This window comes from Streptomyces sp. NPDC047081, assembly GCF_040643775.1.
GTDB lineage: Bacteria > Actinomycetota > Actinomycetes > Streptomycetales > Streptomycetaceae > Streptomyces.
Genome location: NZ_JBEYUY010000047.1, coordinates 14,667 through 29,443, shown reverse-complemented (window position 1 = coordinate 29,443; position 14,777 = coordinate 14,667). Strand labels below are relative to the sequence as shown.

The following is a 14,777-nucleotide window of genomic DNA, read 5'->3' as shown; positions in this document are numbered from 1 at the left end:
GGTGTCCACTATAGCTGGACACCTGTCCAGGAAGCCTCAGTTCGCGGCGCTCCGGCGCAGCTCCAGTGCGTGCAGGGCCAGCTGCATCTCGAACTGGGCCACCGGGTCGTGCAGTTGACCGCCGAAGAGGTCGTCCAGCTGCCGCATCCGGTAGCGCACCGTCTGCGGGTGCACCGCCAGCCGTACGGCGACCTCGCTGGCGTTGTGGCCGCACTGCAGCCAGCTGAGCAGGGTCTCGGCGAGGCGCTCGCGCTGCGGTGGGCGCACCTCCTGCAGCGGGCGCAGCCGGTGCTCGGCGAGGGCGTCGATGAGGGCGTCGTCGCGCAGGAGAAGCAGCGTGGCCAGGTGGTCCTGGCAGCGCACCATCTCGGTGTCCGCGAGCACGCCCCGCCGTACCAGACCCAGCGCCTCCGACGCCCACCGCAGCGACCGCGCGCCCTCCTGCAGGGCCACGGTCGGGCCCATCGCAGCCCGCAGCCCGTGCAGCGCCCCGGCCACCGCGCGCGCCCGGCCCGGCCCCTCGGGATCGGGTACGACCAGCACGGCCGGGTGGATGTCGAAGCGGACCAGGAACTCCGGCGCCACGATCGGCTGTGTGCCCGCCCGCGCGCGGTGGTCGATCGCGACCATGGCAAGAGAACGCGGCACCGGCCAGCGCGCGCTGTGTGCGAGCTCCGTCATGGCCTCGGGCGAGGCGGGCGGATCCGCGGTCAGCAGGTCGATCAGCCGGGTCCGCCGCTGCTGCAGCTCACCGGCGGCGTGCAGCCGCGCCTCCGTGTAGCCCGCGGTGGTCGCGGCCGCCATCTCGTCCAGGTGCAGGAACAGCGCCTCGCCGAACGCGGCCAGCACATTGCGCGGCAGCAGGTCCGCGTCCACGAGGGCGTTCACCCGGCGCCAGGTCACCCGCGCGCCCAGCCGCAGCGCCGACTGGAACGAGTCGAGGCTGCGCCCCTCCTCCGCCTCCCCGCGCCCGATGCGCTGGTACGTCTCCAGCACCGGCTCCCAGTCCGTGTCCGGCTTCGCCATCCGCTCCAGGAAACCCCGCAACGCGTGGTCCACGCCCCGGTGCACGCCCTGCATGTAGGTGTCGTCGGCGGGACGCGCGTACTCCGGGATCTCGGTTCTGATCGCCCTCACCACCTCCTCGGTGATGTCGGCGAAGAACGGTCTGAGGTGGTGGTGCAGGCCCGTCGGCAACGCGTTGAAGGGCCCGTCCCCGTTGTCGTGCAGCACAGCGGCTCTCTTCGGCACGGCCGCGACGATACCCGGCGGTAACCCGGCAGGGCTTATCAGCGGCGGACAGGAGCGGGCGGGTGCATTGTCGATCTGTGACAAAGTCCAGGTCCGCAAAGGGATTTGTCGACGTGTGGTCCGCTGGCGGACAGTGACGGAACCCTCACTTCCGCAGGGCGTTCGAGGTTGATCTTTTTCGCTTCGAACCAGATAAGCTCCCGTTCGGCGCTGCGAGTTGACGCGATCACTTTCGTTCTCCCGCAGTGCGTGCGCACTCGTGCGAACCCCCCTTGAACACCCCCCTGTTCGATCGTGTTGCTTCGAAGGATGCAGATGGAACTCGCCACTCCGCCGCCGGCGGCGCGGGCCCCTGTCGCCTGGTACAGCTGGTGGTTGATGCCGCTGGCCTTAGGAGGCGGGACGGTTGCCGCCACGTTCATGAGCTCGGAGCGAATACTCGCCGGCGTCGCCGGAGCCGCCGCGACGGCCGCAAGCGCCGTCTGCGTACGGCTGCTGATCCGCACCCGCTCCCAGCTGACCCGCACCGAGGGTTCCTTCCGCAGCTCGCAGGCCGAGCACTCCCAGCAGTGGCAGCAGCATGTCGCGGGCCTGGAGCGGAAGTTCACCGCCGAGCGCGCCTCCCTGGAGGCCCAGCTCACGGAGCAGGTGGGCGGCTACGAGGCGCGGCTCGCCGAGCAGGGCTCGGCCTACGAGGCCCAACTGGGCGAGCAGGCGCGGGCCTTCGAGGAGCGGCTCACCGAGCAGGCGAAGTCGTACGAGGCCCAGCTCGCCGACCAGGCCGAGGTCTGGCAGGAGCAGCTCGCGCACCAGCAGGAAGCTGTCGCGCGGCTCGCCGACGAGCAACTGCCCGAGGCACTGAAGCAGTTGCGGGCCGGTGAGGCCGTCGAGGACCTGCTGCCCGCCGCCAACCAGTGCGCCAAGGTCGGCGCCGACCTGCAGGCCGAGCTGCGCAAGGTGCTCAGGACCGCGCTGATCGGCGTCGAGGAGGAGTTCAACCGCTCCACCTCCGCCGAACAGGCCGTGATCAGCATCGGCAACCGCATCCACGTCCTGACCAGCAAGCTGCGCGGCCGGCTGCACGAGATGCAGGGCGAGCACGGCCGGCTGCCCACCGTGGCCCGCGGTCTGATGGAGCTCGACCAGGAACTCGGCCCCGCCGACTCGCTCGCCGCGAGCATCGGCGTGCTCGGTGGCTCGGACCGCCCCGGACGCCAGTGGCAGGAGCCCCAGCGGCTGCTCAGCGTGGTGCGCGGCGGCATCGGCCGGATCAAGGACTTCCACCGCGTCGAGGTGCGCCATCTGCCCGAACTGGGCGTCGACGGCGGCCTGGTGGACCACCTCACGCTGATCTTCGCGCACCTGCTGGACAACGCGGCCCGCTACTCGCCGCCCACCGAGCCGGTGCTCGTCTCCGGCAAGGAGGTCCCGAACGGCGTCGGCATCGAGATCCAGGACTCCGGCAAGGGCCTGAGCGAGGAGAAGAAGCGCGAGGCGGCCGACGCCCTCGCGGGCACCGCGGCCGGACCCGGCCTCGGCGGCATCTCCGAGGACGCCAACATCGGTCTGCGCGTGGTGGGTGCCCTCGCCCGTCGCTACGGCATCCGCGTCACCTTCGCGGACTCGCCCTGGCTCGGCACTTCGGTGGTCGTCGTGGTTCCGCACAAGTACTTCAGCCCGCTGCCCGCCGGCCCCGCCACACCCCCGGCTCCGGCGCCCCAGGCCGCCCAGGCGTCGACCGGCGCCCCGGCGCGCGCCACGGCGACCGCTACGCCCGCGGCCGAACCGGACGAGGCCGTGGACACCACGCCCGGCGGACTGCCCCGGCGCCGCAGCAAGCGGCACGAGGACGAGGGCTCGGTACGGCAGGAGCGCGCCGGGCGACGGGAGGAGAGCACCGTCTCCGCCGTCCCGCCGGACGCCTCGTTCGCCGGCCTGGCCGCCTTCGCCACCGCCGGCCGGGAGGTCGGCGAGGAGTCCACCGAGGAGGAGACCGCACGTGCCGGGCGCGGATCCACCGAGCACCACACTGAAGAGAGCGACTAGTCCCATGACGCAACAGGGAACCGACGTGAGCTGGGCGCTGCGCGATCTGGTGGAGTCCATCCCGGAGATCCGCTTCGCCCTCGTGGCCTCCAGCGACGGCAAGGCCATCACCTCATTTGGCGCCGAAGACCCCGACGACGTGGACCGGTTCGCGGCCGTGGTGGCCGGACTGCAGGCGCTGGCCCAGCCGGTCGCCGAGCAGTTCCCCAAGTACGCGGGGCAGCTCAGGCTGGCGATGATCGAGGTCGACGGCGGCCACCTCTTCGTCGTACGGGCCGGCGTGGAGACGTATCTCGGCGTGCTCGCCCGCGAAGGCCTCGACCAGGGCCTGCTCGGACACCAGATGAGGGATCTGGCCCGCAGGATGGGCGAGCTCCTCGGCACCACTCCGCGCCTGGAGGAGCACTCTGGATGAGTGCTCCCCGCCGGCCCACCGACCCGTCCGGTCTTGAGCGTTACTACGTCCTGACAGGAGGACGCAGCGGACCGGGCGGTTCGGCGTCGAGTCTCGACGTGGCGACCCTCATCGTCTCCCTGGCCGCCCCCGTACCGGGCATGCAGCACGAGCACGAGGAGATCCTCCGGCGCTGCCGCGATCCGCTGTCGGTGGCCGAACTCGGCGCCCATCTCGGATTGCCCTTCAACATTCTCGCGGTGCTCCTCACGGATCTGCTCGAGGCAGGCCGCGTCGAAGCCCGTGACCCCATCCCGGCGCACGGCGTCGGTCGCGGGCCCGACCTCGCGCTCCTTGAGGAGGTACTCAGTGGACTTGAAAGGCTTTGACCGTCCGGGGCGGCCCGGTGGGTCCGGCCCCCGCTCGGTGAAGGTGATGATCGCCGGCGGCTTCGGCACCGGGAAGACCACCATGGTCCGCTCGGTCAGCGACATCAAGCCGCTGACCACCGAGGAGACGCTCACCCAGGCCAGCGCCGACGTCGACCACCTCATCGGTGTCGCCGACAAGACGGAGACCACCGTCAGCCTGGACTTCGGCAAGATCAGCCTCAACGAGAGCCTGATGCTGTACCTGTTCGGCACGCCCGGCCAGGAGCGCTTCTGGTTCCTGTGGAACGGCCTGTTCAAGGGCGCGCTCGGCGCGGTCGTCCTGGTCGACACCCGGCGGCTGGCCTCCAGCTTCCGGGCCATCGAGGAGATGGAGCGGCAGGACGTGCCGTTCGTCGTCGCGCTGAACGTCTTCCCCGACTCCAAGGACTATCCGGTCGAGGAGATCCGCGACGCCCTCGACATCCCCGAACACATCCCGGTCGTGGCCTGCGACGCCCGCGACCGGGCCTCCAGCCGTGACGTGCTGGTCACGCTGATACGTCACCTGAAGGACCGCTCGGCCGTCGCACTGGAGCCCCGATGAACGCCCAGCCCTTAAACGGTCCCGACGCCCCGCGCGGCTGCCCGGTCGCCCACGGCGGCGACCTCACCCGGCTGTTCGGGCCGGAGGCGTCGACCGACCCGTACGGCATCTACGAGCGGCTGCGCAAGGAGCACGGGTCGGTGGCGCCGGTGCTGCTCGAGGGCGACGTCCCCGCCTGGCTGGTCCTCGGCTACCGCGACAACCGGCGGGTGCTGGACAACCCGCGCCAGTTCAGCCGGGACGCGCGGATCTGGCGGGACTGGCGGGAGGGGCGGGTCTCCGAGACGCATCCGCTGATCCCGATGGTCGGCTGGCGGCCCGACTGCGTCTCCCAGGACGGCGAACCGCACCGCCGGCTGCGCGGCGCGGTCACCGACGGGCTGCTCGCGGCGTCGAGCCGCGGTGTGCGGCGACACGCCACCTTCTTCGCGAACAAGCAGATCGACGCGTTCGCCGACGCCGGGCGTGCCGACCTGGTGGCCGACTACGCCGAGCACCTGCCGATGCTCGTGCTCACCCGGATCCTGGGCCTGCCCACGGCGGAGGGGGCACGCCTGGTCGAGTCGTGCGCCGAGGTCTTCAAGGGCGGCGAGGGCGCCCTGGAGCACAACGACCGGATCATGCAGATCCTCTCCGAACTCGCCGACCGCAAGCGGACCGAGCCGGGCGCGGACTTCGCCACGGCCCTGCTGGAGCACCCGGCCGGCCTCGACCACGACGAGGTCGTCAGCCATCTGCGCCTGGTGCTGATCGCCGCGCACACCACCACCAGCAACCTGCTGGCGCGGGTCCTGCAGCTGGTTCTCAGCGACGCCGGCCGGCTGTCCGGTCTGGTCAGCGGGCAGCTGAACGTCTCCTCGGTGGTGGAGGAGGTCATGTGGGACACCCCGCCGCTGGCCGTGCTGCCGGGCCGGTTCGCGGCCGCCGACCTGGAGCTCGGAGGCCATCACATCCAGGAGGGCGAGATGCTCGTCCTGGGCCTGGCGGCCGGCAACCTCGACCCGGAGGTACGGCCCGACGCGGGCGTCGCCGTACAGGGCAACCAGTCGCATCTGGCGTTCAGCGCCGGGCCGCACGAGTGCCCGGGGCAGAACATCGGCCAGTCCATCATCGAGATCGGCGTGGACGTCCTGCTGCACCGGCTGCCGGGCCTGCGCCTGGCCGTGCCGTCGGAGGAGCTCTCCTCGACCGCCTCCACCTGGGAGTCCCGGCTGGACAGCCTGCCGGTCGAGTTCTCCGTCTGACACCTCCGCCGCCCGGCCGGACCCCCGGCCGGGCAGCGGCGTGTCTTCACGGTGCCGGCGTCAGCCGTCGAGCCAGTCGCCCGTGACGCCGGTGGGGCGGTAGCCCGTGGCGTTCCAGAGGAAGTGCGGGTGGGCGGCGCCGAACATGTAGGCGAGCAGGGCGGTGTCCTCCCTGCCGGTCCGGGGGTCGTGCAGGGTGTGGAACATCTCGGATCCGACCACACCGGCGTCCTGCTGGACCTGACGGGCGCGGTCCGTGGACGCTGCCGCGGCGGACGCCTCCACGGCGGCCATGTAGGTGCGGCGCAGGATCTCCCACGCGCCGTCGACGTTGCCGTACCAGGGGCCGTGTATCGCTTCGAAGGCACGCAGCTCGGCGTCGAAGAGGGACCAGGTCCGGGGGAACTCGGCCCGGCAGCGCGTGGACAACTCGGCGGCCCGGGCGCTCAGTTCGGGCACGGTGGGCCGCGGGGCGATGGTCAGGTCCGTGCCGTGGGTGAGGATGCCGCTGCACGAGTTGGGCTGCAGGTCGCACAGCGCGCAGTCGTCGGCCGGGGGCAGGCCCTGGGTGATGCCGTCGAACCACAGGGCGTGGCGACCGGTGAGCCCCATCCAGACGATGGTGGTGGTCATCAGCCAGGTGTTCCACATCGGCGTGTGCGCCTCGGGCATGCAGCCGTACTTGACGATGGCTATCGCACAGGCGGCGTAGAGGGCCTTGGAGTGGGTGGGCATGTCGGCGAGCCAGAAGTTGCTGATCTCGCCGGTGAGGGCGTCGGCCCGGACGTCGGCCATGTCGTCGATGGCGCGGCACAGCAGCAGGGAGGCGAGGTTCTCCTCCTGCCAGAGTTCGCTGTCGGGGGCGACGTGCCAGAACAGGCAGTCCAGCATCTGCAGGATCGAGTAGGTGCTCTGGCTGAGCGGGTTGCCCTGGGGGAGCGTGACCTTGCCCGCGTGGTGCTGCCGGAGCCAGTACTCGTCGACGGATCGCTTGTGGGCCGAGAAGAGTCCGGAGACCAGGGCGCGTGCGCTGTTGGTGCTGAAGTTCTCGGCCAGGCGGCCTTCGACGTGCTCGGTGAGGCGGGCCGTGTCGATGGTCTCGATCACGCGTTTGTACTCGTGGAAGACGAGGATGTCGTCCTCGAAGCGGTGGCGGTGGCCGAGGTCCCGCTCCAGGTCGTTCATCTGCCGGGTCCAGGACCAGCCGCCGGTCAGGACGCTGTCGAGCTCCCGGCGGTACGGCCAGGTCTTGACGCTCAGGGGTCGGCCGGCGCTCTGCCGCCAGCGGTAGTCGTCCAGCGTCCGTGCCGGGGGAGTGGGCAGCCGGCGGCACAGCGGGCAGGAGCAGACGGCCGACGGCTCCTCCTCGCGGGCCGGGGCGAGCGCCCGGCTCCGCCAGGCCCCTTCGAGCATCGCGCAGGTCAGCCGGCAGAGTTCGACATCGTTGCCGACCTCGGGGAAGGCCGCCTGGATCATGCCCAGACTGGTGTCGAGGTGCCGCAACCGGGCGTAGCCCTCCTCGTCGGGCGGCAGGAACGCGGGCCGCGCCAGATGGAGGGCTCCCTCCACCGGCAGCGTGGTGCTGTAGTTGGGGGAGCCGAGCGCGTCCAGCCGCTGCCGGGCGGCGCTCTGGCAACTTCGGTACTCCTCCGTGCTCGCCTTGACACGGTCCACAAAGAGGCGAGCGAGGGCGTCGGCGGCCTCCGTGGGCTCGACTCTGTTGCCGGGGTTGTCGAGGGGGAGATCGAACGTGACGTCCTGAGGCATGTGCTTCCTTCCGGGAGACGACGATGCAGAGCCCCCCCTGCGAACCGGATGGCCGAAATGGTCACCCGCGCCCTCGAACTCAGCTTCTGTGAACGAAAGTTGAATCGAGAAGCGGTACGAGGCTGCCCTGAGCGTAAATGATCTACGCGTGACCTCACCGTGATCTCCGTTACTGCTCACACCTCGTGAGCTGCGTACACTCCCTCCCCTCCCACATAGGTCAGCGCCACCCGCGTCTCCGCGATCGCCTCCGGCGGCCCGGCGAACGGGTCGCGGTCGAGGACCACGAGATCCGCCAGCGCACCCGTCTGAATCCGGCCGGTGTCGTCGAGGTGGTTCACGTAGGCCGATCCGGCCGTGTAGGCGGTCAACGCCTCGGTGAGCGTGATGCGTTCGGCGGGCAGGAAGACGCGGGATCCGTCGGCGCCGGGCTCGACGCGGTTGACCGCGACATGGATCCCCTGGAGCGGGTCCGGGCTGCTGACCGGCCAGTCGCTGCCGGCGGCGAGGGTGGCGCCGGAGCGCAGCAGCGCGCCGAACGGGTACTGCCACGCGGCCCGTTGGGAGCCGAGGAAGGGAATCGTCAGCTCGTCCATCTGCGGTTCGTGAGCGGCCCACAGCGGCTGGATGTTCGCCGTGGCCCCCAACTCGGCGAAGCGGGACACGTCTTCGGGGTGCACGACCTGGAGGTGCGCCAGATGCGGCCGCGTGCCGCTCGCCTTGTTCGCTTCCCGCGCCGCCCCGATCGCGTCCAGTGCGTCGCGTACGGCCCGGTCGCCCAGCGCGTGGAAGTGGCACTGGAAGCCGAGCGCGTCCAACTCGGTGACATACTTGGGGAGTTGACCGGCGTCGATGAAGCTCTTGCCGCGGTTGGCGGTGGCGCAGCCGCACCGGTCCAGGTACGGGTCGAGCAGCGCGGCCGTGCCGTTCTCGGCGACCCCGTCCAGCATCAGCTTGACGCTGGTCGCCCGGAACCGGCCGCGGCTCAACTCCGCCCGCTTCTCGACGAGTTCGGGGATCTGCTCGGCCCCGCGTTCACGGTCCCACCACAGCGCGCCGACGACCCGCGCGGTCAGTGAGCCGTCCCGCACGGCCGCGAGATACGCCCCCGACGGGTCGTCCATGCCGAGGAAGTCCCCGACGAGCGCGTCCTGCCAGGCCGTGATGCCGAGCGCGTGCAGATGGCGCTGCGCGTGCAGCAGGGCCGCCAGCCGGTCGGCCGCGGTGGCCGGCGGGGTGAGCCGCCCGACGAGCTGCATCGCCCCCTCCTGCAGAGTGCCGCCGGGCTTACCGGAGGCGTCCCGCTCGATGCGCCCGTCGGCCGGGTCCGGCGTGTCCTTCGTGATCCCGGCCAGCTCCAGGGCGCGGCTGTTGACCCAGGCGCCGTGATGGTCGCGGTTGGGCAGATAGACCGGCCGGTCGGGCACCACCGCGTCCAGCAGCTCCTTCGTCGGCGTACCGCCCTCGAAGGCCTCCATCGACCAGCCGCCGCCGAGGATCCACTCCCGCCCGGGATGCGCGTCGGCGTACGCGCGCACGGCGGCGACCGTCTCCTCGGCGGTCCGCGCCCCGGTCAGGTCGCACTGGCTCAGCTCCAGGCCCGCCGGGATCGGATGGACGTGCGCGTCCTGGAAGCCGGGCAGCAGCAACCGCCCGGCCAGGTCGACCACTTGGGTCCGCGGTCCCGCGAGGTCCAGGACCTCGTCGTGGCCGACGGCGGTGATGCGGTCGCCGGTGACGGCCACGGCGGTCGCGGTGCGGCCCTGGGGGGTGAGGATGGGGCCGCCGGTGAACAGGAGGTCTGCGTGCATGTTCCGTTTCCTAGTGGGGTGTCGGGAGCAGGGCCGGGGCGTCCGCGTCGGTGCCCTGGCCCGTGTGGAAGTACGGCGACCTGCGCACCCAGCGGGCCCACGCGGCGGCCACGAAGCCGGACGCGATCATCGCCAGGGGAGTGAGCAGCAGGAACCAGCCGTTGTCCGCGCGGAGTTCGAGATGGTCGGTGGAGGTGTAGAAGGACCAGCCGAGATAGCCACCGAGGCCGAGCAGGGCGAGAGCGCTCAGCGCCGGCAGCACCACGGCCCGTACTCCCTGGCGCCAGTCCTCGCGCAGCAGGGAGCGGAAGCGCACGGCCGCCGCGAGCGCCGTCAGCGCGTACGACAGGGCGACCACGATGCCCACCGCGCTCACCGTCGCCATGATCATGTCCGCGAGCCGGGGGATCACCAGGGCGAGCGCGGCGACGGCCACCGCCAGCGCGCCGATCAGCAGCGTCCCGGAGGCCGGAGTGCCGTACCGGGGGCTGACCTTGGCCCAGACCGGTCCGAGGGTACGGTCCCGGCTCATCGCGAACATCGCCCGGGCCGTCGGGATCACCCCGGCCTGCAGCGAGGCCACGGCCGAGAACATCAGCGCCACCAGCGGCAGCACGGCCAGCGGCTCGGCGGCCAGCCGGTCCCCGAAGTACGCCAGGCCCTCGGCGCCGTGTCCGGCCAACTCGCCCTCCGACAAGACCCGTTGGAAGGCGATCGAGCCGAGCAGGAACAGCCCCAGCATGGTCAGCAGGGTGATGAACCCGGCGCGGGAGGCATCCCGCGGCTCGCGCACCTCCTCGTTGACGCTGAACGCGGCCTCGAAGCCCCAGTAGCAGAACACCGACAGCAGCATCCCCTGGGCCAGCGCCGACGCCGACGGGATCGCGAACGGGTCGAACCAGCTCAGGCTGAAGGCGTGCGGGCCGTGCACGATGCCGTAGCCGCAGAAGCCGAGCAGCACGACGTACTCGAAGACCAGCAGCCCGGTCTGCAGCCGGGCGGCGGTGCGGATGCCCGTGACGGCGGTGAGGGTGACGGCGATCAGGACCACGATGCCGACGGCGGTGGTCTGTGCGGTGGACCCCGGGTCGAGGTCGAGCCCGGCGACACGGTGCAGTCCGGCCTTCCCGGCCAGCTGGATGAGCGCCGAGCCGGTGACCGCGGTGGTGTACGCCAGGAAGGCCACCGTCGCCACGATGTTGACCCAGCCGACCATGAAGCCGAGCCAGGGGCTGAGCGAACGGCCCACCCACACATAGCCGTTGCCCGCGTTCGGCTCCACCTTGTTCAGCCGTGAGTAGGCGCCCGCGATGCCCAGCACCGGCAGGAACGCCAGCAGCATGATCGCCGGCAGATGGAGGCCGACGACACCGGCCGTGACACCCAGGCCGATGCCGATGCTGGTGGTCGCCGCCGTGCTGGACGCGGCGATGGCGACACTGTCGAGGACGCCGAGGGACTTGCGCAGCGCGGGCCGCGCCGGAGGGTCTGCGCCGAAGGGCTGGTCGGACATGGGCGGGTCTCCGCTCGCACCAGGGGGCCTGGTCGGCCCCGGTGAACGGACATGAAACTGCCCGGGGCCTTAACAGGTCAACACTGTTGTCATAAGGTGCGGGCACCGGCACCGGCCCCGATGGAGGCAGACCATGAGCGAGCGCGTCGTCCCGCCCGCCGCCCGGCGGCGCAGGCGCCCCACCAAGCAGGGCGTGGTCCTGTCCGAGGAGCTGATCGTCGAGACCGCCCTGCGCCTGATCGAGGAGCACGGCGCCGACGCCCTGTCGGTGCGCCGCCTCGGCCGCGCCCTGGGCGCCGACCCCAGCTCCCTGTACCGGTACTTCCGGCACACCGACGACCTGATGCTGGCCATCGCGGACGAGCTCATCGGCCGCACGATGCGCAGCTGGCGGCCCACCGGCGACTGGGTCGCCGACCTGCGCGACCTCGGCCTGCGCATGCACGCCGGCGCCCTCGCGCATCCCCGGGCGGCGGTGCTGAGTTCCTACCGGGTGACCGGGCGGGCGTACGAGATCCAGGCCGTCGAGGCGATTCTGGGTGTGCTGCGCGGAGCCGGTTTCCCGGACGCCGAGGCGGTGCGCGTCTATCACGCCTTCGTCGACCAGGCCCTCGCCTTCGGCGCCCTGGACTCGGCCACCGTCGCCATGCCGAAGCCGGCCCAGGAGGCGGAGGACGACGTATGGCGGGCGACCTATGCCCGGCTGCCCGCCGACACCCATCCGCACATCGCGGCGACCGCCCGCCATCTGGTCGCGGACATGGGCCGCAGCTCCTATCCGGCCGCCCTGGACCTGCTGCTCAGCGCGGCGCGTGCGCGGCTGGTCGCGGACTGAAACGGCCGGACCTGGATATCCGGAAGAGGCGGGCGCGCGGCACGACCGTGCCGCGCCCCGGACCGTTCGGAGGAGACATGCCAGTGGTGGAAGCGGGCTTCGTGGTGCTGGACTGCGCCGAGCCCGAGAAACTCGCCGTGTTCTACAAGGAGTTCCTGGATGCCGAGGAGACGGACGCGTCCGCCAACCGCGTGGAGATCAGGGGTGCCGAGGGCACCCGGCTGGCCTTCCGCCGCGATGTGAACGCCACACCGCCCAGCTGGCCGCGCCCCGAGAACTCCCTCCAGGCGCATCTGGAGTTCGTCGTCACGGACCTGGACGAGGCGGAGCGCAAGGTGGTGGAGCTGGGCGGGCGTCCGCTGGAGACCAAGGACGCGTCCGGGCCCTTCGAGGCGCGCGGTTACGCCGACCCCGCGGGCCACTCCTTCACCCTGCGCCGCGTCACCCCGACGGCACCCAAGCAGGGCTGAGCCCCGGCGTCAGTCCCGGCCGCCCTTGTCGTCGGTCGGCCACACACCGGTAGAGCGCTCGATGGCCTTCGCGCCGCCGCGGTCCACGGCACTGCGCACCACGGCGAAGATCGCCCCCTGGACCGCGGCGGCCAGCAGGATCTCCCCCCAGCCGCGGTCCCGGTCGAGCGCGTCGGGGGCGTCCTCCTCGTGCCGTATCGCCATCCATGTCTTGCGGAAGGCGAGCCCCGCCACCGCCCCGCTCAGCCACCCCATGGCGAAGCCGAGCGGCTTGTAGGCGAGGGGCAGCTTCAGTTTCTTCTTGGCCTTCTTGTTCTTGGCCATGTGTGCCTCCTTCGTTGTCACGGACGCGTCGTCATGGACGCCCCTGCTCCGGAACCTCCTCACCCGCGGGCACGGGCCCCGGCGGTGTCCCGTCGCCGAACGGCCGGCCGCCCAGCTCCTCCCGGTGATGGGGAGCGAGCCAGCCGGACAGGTCCGGGCCCAGGGGCACGATCCGGGTCGGATTGATGCCGGTGTGGACCTGGTGGTAGTGCCGTTTGATGTGGTCGAAGTCGACGGTGTCACCGAAGCCGGGCGTCTGGTAGAGGTCACGCGTGTACGCCCACAGCACCGGGTTCTCCGCCAGCTTCCAGCGGTTGCACTTGAAGTGGCCGTGGTAGACGGCGTCGAAGCGGACCAGGGTGGTGAACAGCCGGATGTCCGCCTCCGTGATCGTGTCGCCGACGAGATACCGCTGCCGGGCCAGGCGCGGTTCGAGCAGCTCCAGCCGCCGGAAGACACCGGCGCAGGCGGCCTCGTACTCCTCCTGGCCGGTGGCGAAACCCGCCCGGTACACACCGTTGTTGACGTCCTCGTAGACGTCGGCCATCACCGTGTCGATCTCGTCGCGCAGCGCCCGCGGGTACAGCTCGGGTGCCCCCTCGCGGTGCAGCGCGGTCCACTCGGTGGCGAGGTCCAGCGTCAGCTGCTGGTAGTCGTTGGTGACGAGCTTCCCGCTGGGTACGTCGACGATCGCCGGGACGCTGACCCCGCCCGGGTAGTCCGTCTCCCGCTTGTCGTAGGCCTCGGCGAGGTAGCGGATGCCGAGCACCGGGTCGCGGCCGTCCGGGTCGAGGGTGAAGCGCCAGCTGCGGTCGTCCTGGATCGGGTCGGCGATCGCCATCGACAGCGCGCCTTCCAGACCGAGCAGCCGCCGTGAGATCACCGCCCGGCTCGCCCACGGACAGGCCCGGCTGACCACCAGCCGGTAGCGGTCCGCCGCCACCGGCCAGCCGTCCCGGCCGTCCGCGGTGATCCGGTCCGTGAAGTGGCTCTTGGACCGCTTGAACGCCTTCCTGCCGTACGTGTCGTTGCCCCCGACGCCCATGGTGCCTCCCTGCGCAGTGCTCGTCTGACTGCCGCGTTCCCCGAATTCCGCCGCCCGCACGGTGTGAGCCGACCCGAGCGGGGCAGTCGGCGAAGGTGAGCGGGACAACCTCGGACAAGCACTCGGAAAAGAAGTCGGACCGGCGCACCCGGGTCACCGTGCTGGTGGCCCTCACGGCCAACCTGGTGATCGCGGTGGCCAAGGCGGTCGGCGGGCTGGTCGCCGGCTCCCCGGCCCTGCTGTCGGAGGCCGCGCACTCGGTGGCCGACAGCCTCAACGAAGTCTTCCTGCTGGCCGCGCTGCGCCGCAGCCGCCGCCCCGCCGACGAACGGCATCCCTTCGGCTACGGCAAGGAACGCTTCTTCTGGTCGTTGCTCGCGGCCGTCGGCATCTTCGTCATGGGCGGCTGCTTCTCCTTCTTCCAGGGCTTCGAGGCGCTGCGCAACGGCGCCGAGGAGAAGCTCAGCGGCTATGCGGCCGGTCTGATCGTGCTGGGCGTCGCCTTCGTCGCCGAGGGCGTCTCACTGCTGCGGGCCCTGCACCAGGTGCGCCGGCAGGGCGGCAAGGGGGGCCTGCGCGACCCGGCGCTGCGCACGGTGGTCGCCGAGGACGGCACCGCGGTGCTCGGCGTCACGCTGGCCGCCGTCGGCATGGTCCTGCACATGGTCACCGGGCAGGTGGTCTGGGAGGCGTCGGCCTCGCTCGCGATCGGCGCGCTGCTCGTCTACGTCGCCTACACCCTGGGCCGGGAGGCCCGCGACCAGCTGATCGGCGAGGCCGCCGACACCGCGGCGGCCGACCGGATCCGGGACCTGCTCGCCGAGCAGCCCGAGATCGACAGCGTGGAGGCGCTGTTCACCATGAAGACCGGCCTCGACACGGCTCTGGTGGCCGCCCGCGTCGACCTGATGCCCGGCCTGGACAGCGAACGGGTCGAGGAGGTCGCCGTACGCATCAAGCGGACCGTCTCCGACACCGTCCCCGAGGCGGACCAGATCTTCCTCGACATCACCGACCGGCCGGCCGGCGAGGCACGGGAGAGCCCCGCCGCGACGGGGGAACGCGGCGGGGCCTGACGCACGGCTTCCCGACGCGAACAGGT

The 14,777-nt window shown here is 71.5% G+C and carries 14 protein-coding genes; 8 read left to right on the top strand and 6 right to left on the bottom strand.

Features of this window, described 5'->3' with window-relative positions; genetic code table 11:
- Nucleotides 1-36 precede the first annotated feature (36 nt).
- The gene (locus ABZ848_RS46665; RefSeq protein ID WP_360842352.1) at nt 37-1,251 is read right to left on the bottom strand and encodes a helix-turn-helix domain-containing protein; all 1,215 of its coding nucleotides are present in this window, start codon (nt 1,249-1,251) and stop codon (nt 37-39) included.
- Between the two features lie 315 nt (nt 1,252-1,566).
- Here ABZ848_RS46665 and ABZ848_RS46660 point away from each other — a divergent pair, with 315 nt between their 5' ends.
- The 5 genes from ABZ848_RS46660 to ABZ848_RS46640 are packed head-to-tail and all read left to right on the top strand — an operon-like array spanning nt 1,567 to nt 5,910.
- Nucleotides 1,567-3,297 carry an ATP-binding protein gene (locus ABZ848_RS46660; RefSeq protein ID WP_360842349.1) on the top strand — a complete coding sequence of 577 codons (1,731 nt, stop codon included), beginning with the start codon at nt 1,567-1,569 and terminating at the stop codon, nt 3,295-3,297.
- Between the two features lie 4 nt (nt 3,298-3,301).
- Nucleotides 3,302-3,712 (top strand): roadblock/LC7 domain-containing protein, encoded by a 411-nt coding sequence (locus ABZ848_RS46655; protein ID WP_030043913.1) that lies wholly within the window; start codon nt 3,302-3,304, stop codon nt 3,710-3,712.
- Nucleotides 3,709-4,080 (top strand): DUF742 domain-containing protein, encoded by a 372-nt coding sequence (locus ABZ848_RS46650; RefSeq protein WP_242767437.1) that lies wholly within the window; start codon nt 3,709-3,711, stop codon nt 4,078-4,080. Before ABZ848_RS46655 ends, ABZ848_RS46650 begins: the two co-directional genes overlap by 4 nt.
- A complete protein-coding gene (locus ABZ848_RS46645; RefSeq protein WP_360842346.1) occupies nt 4,061-4,666 on the top strand; it encodes an ATP/GTP-binding protein in 606 nt (201 codons plus the stop codon). The genes ABZ848_RS46650 and ABZ848_RS46645 overlap by 20 nt, the downstream gene beginning before the upstream one ends.
- Entirely contained in the window at nt 4,663-5,910 is a 1,248-nt protein-coding gene (locus ABZ848_RS46640) for a cytochrome P450 (protein ID WP_360842343.1), read from the top strand. The genes ABZ848_RS46645 and ABZ848_RS46640 overlap by 4 nt, the downstream gene beginning before the upstream one ends.
- Before the next feature lie 60 nt (nt 5,911-5,970).
- Here ABZ848_RS46640 and ABZ848_RS46635 read toward each other — a convergent pair whose 3' ends face one another.
- The 3 genes from ABZ848_RS46635 to ABZ848_RS46625 form a co-directional block, all read right to left on the bottom strand.
- Nucleotides 5,971-7,677, bottom strand: a complete 1,707-nt coding sequence (locus ABZ848_RS46635) for a hypothetical protein (protein WP_360842340.1) — start codon at nt 7,675-7,677, stop codon at nt 5,971-5,973.
- 176 nt (nt 7,678-7,853) lie between these two features.
- On the bottom strand, nt 7,854-9,488 hold the full coding sequence (locus ABZ848_RS46630; protein ID WP_360842338.1) for an amidohydrolase: 1,635 nt from the start codon (nt 9,486-9,488) through the stop codon (nt 7,854-7,856).
- A 10-nt stretch (nt 9,489-9,498) separates the two neighbouring features.
- On the bottom strand, nt 9,499-11,001 hold the full coding sequence (locus ABZ848_RS46625) for an APC family permease (protein ID WP_360842334.1): 1,503 nt from the start codon (nt 10,999-11,001) through the stop codon (nt 9,499-9,501).
- Between the two features lie 133 nt (nt 11,002-11,134).
- On the opposite strand from ABZ848_RS46625, the gene ABZ848_RS46620 reads away from it, so the two are divergent.
- Both ABZ848_RS46620 and ABZ848_RS46615 read left to right on the top strand, forming a co-directional pair.
- Complete coding sequence (locus ABZ848_RS46620; RefSeq protein WP_360842332.1) at nt 11,135-11,836, top strand: helix-turn-helix domain-containing protein; 702 nt, start codon at nt 11,135-11,137, stop codon at nt 11,834-11,836.
- Nucleotides 11,837-11,913: 77 nt separating this feature from the next.
- Complete coding sequence (locus ABZ848_RS46615) at nt 11,914-12,306, top strand: VOC family protein (RefSeq protein WP_360842330.1); 393 nt, start codon at nt 11,914-11,916, stop codon at nt 12,304-12,306.
- Nucleotides 12,307-12,315: 9 nt separating this feature from the next.
- Here the strand turns inward: ABZ848_RS46615 and ABZ848_RS46610 are convergent, their stop codons facing one another.
- Both ABZ848_RS46610 and ABZ848_RS46605 read right to left on the bottom strand, forming a co-directional pair.
- The gene (locus tag ABZ848_RS46610) at nt 12,316-12,630 is read right to left on the bottom strand and encodes a DUF4235 domain-containing protein (protein WP_360842327.1); all 315 of its coding nucleotides are present in this window, start codon (nt 12,628-12,630) and stop codon (nt 12,316-12,318) included.
- 31 nt (nt 12,631-12,661) lie between these two features.
- Nucleotides 12,662-13,675: a glutathione S-transferase C-terminal domain-containing protein gene (locus tag ABZ848_RS46605; protein ID WP_360842324.1), complete on the bottom strand. Its 1,014-nt coding sequence runs from the start codon at nt 13,673-13,675 to the stop codon at nt 12,662-12,664.
- A gap of 95 nt (nt 13,676-13,770) precedes the next feature.
- Here ABZ848_RS46605 and ABZ848_RS46600 point away from each other — a divergent pair, with 95 nt between their 5' ends.
- Nucleotides 13,771-14,751, top strand: a complete 981-nt coding sequence (locus tag ABZ848_RS46600) for a cation diffusion facilitator family transporter (protein WP_360842321.1) — start codon at nt 13,771-13,773, stop codon at nt 14,749-14,751.
- The last annotated feature ends 26 nt before the right edge of the window (nt 14,752-14,777 follow it).

Bases quoted from the DNA above. Each gene is read 5' to 3' on its own strand.
- ABZ848_RS46625 (WP_360842334.1), bottom strand. From the start codon at position 11,001: ATGTCCGACCAGCCCTTCGGCGCAGACCCTCCGGCGCGGCCCGCGCTG.
- ABZ848_RS46635 (WP_360842340.1), bottom strand. From the start codon at position 7,677: ATGCCTCAGGACGTCACGTTCGATCTCCCCCTCGACAACCCCGGCAAC.
- ABZ848_RS46640 (WP_360842343.1), top strand. From the start codon at position 4,663: ATGAACGCCCAGCCCTTAAACGGTCCCGACGCCCCGCGCGGCTGCCCG.
- ABZ848_RS46615 (WP_360842330.1), top strand. From the start codon at position 11,914: ATGCCAGTGGTGGAAGCGGGCTTCGTGGTGCTGGACTGCGCCGAGCCC.
- ABZ848_RS46660 (WP_360842349.1), top strand. From the start codon at position 1,567: ATGGAACTCGCCACTCCGCCGCCGGCGGCGCGGGCCCCTGTCGCCTGG.
- ABZ848_RS46655 (WP_030043913.1), top strand. From the start codon at position 3,302: ATGACGCAACAGGGAACCGACGTGAGCTGGGCGCTGCGCGATCTGGTG.
- ABZ848_RS46620 (WP_360842332.1), top strand. From the start codon at position 11,135: ATGAGCGAGCGCGTCGTCCCGCCCGCCGCCCGGCGGCGCAGGCGCCCC.
- ABZ848_RS46605 (WP_360842324.1), bottom strand. From the start codon at position 13,675: ATGGGCGTCGGGGGCAACGACACGTACGGCAGGAAGGCGTTCAAGCGG.
- ABZ848_RS46610 (WP_360842327.1), bottom strand. From the start codon at position 12,630: ATGGCCAAGAACAAGAAGGCCAAGAAGAAACTGAAGCTGCCCCTCGCC.
- ABZ848_RS46650 (WP_242767437.1), top strand. From the start codon at position 3,709: ATGAGTGCTCCCCGCCGGCCCACCGACCCGTCCGGTCTTGAGCGTTAC.
- ABZ848_RS46630 (WP_360842338.1), bottom strand. From the start codon at position 9,488: ATGCACGCAGACCTCCTGTTCACCGGCGGCCCCATCCTCACCCCCCAG.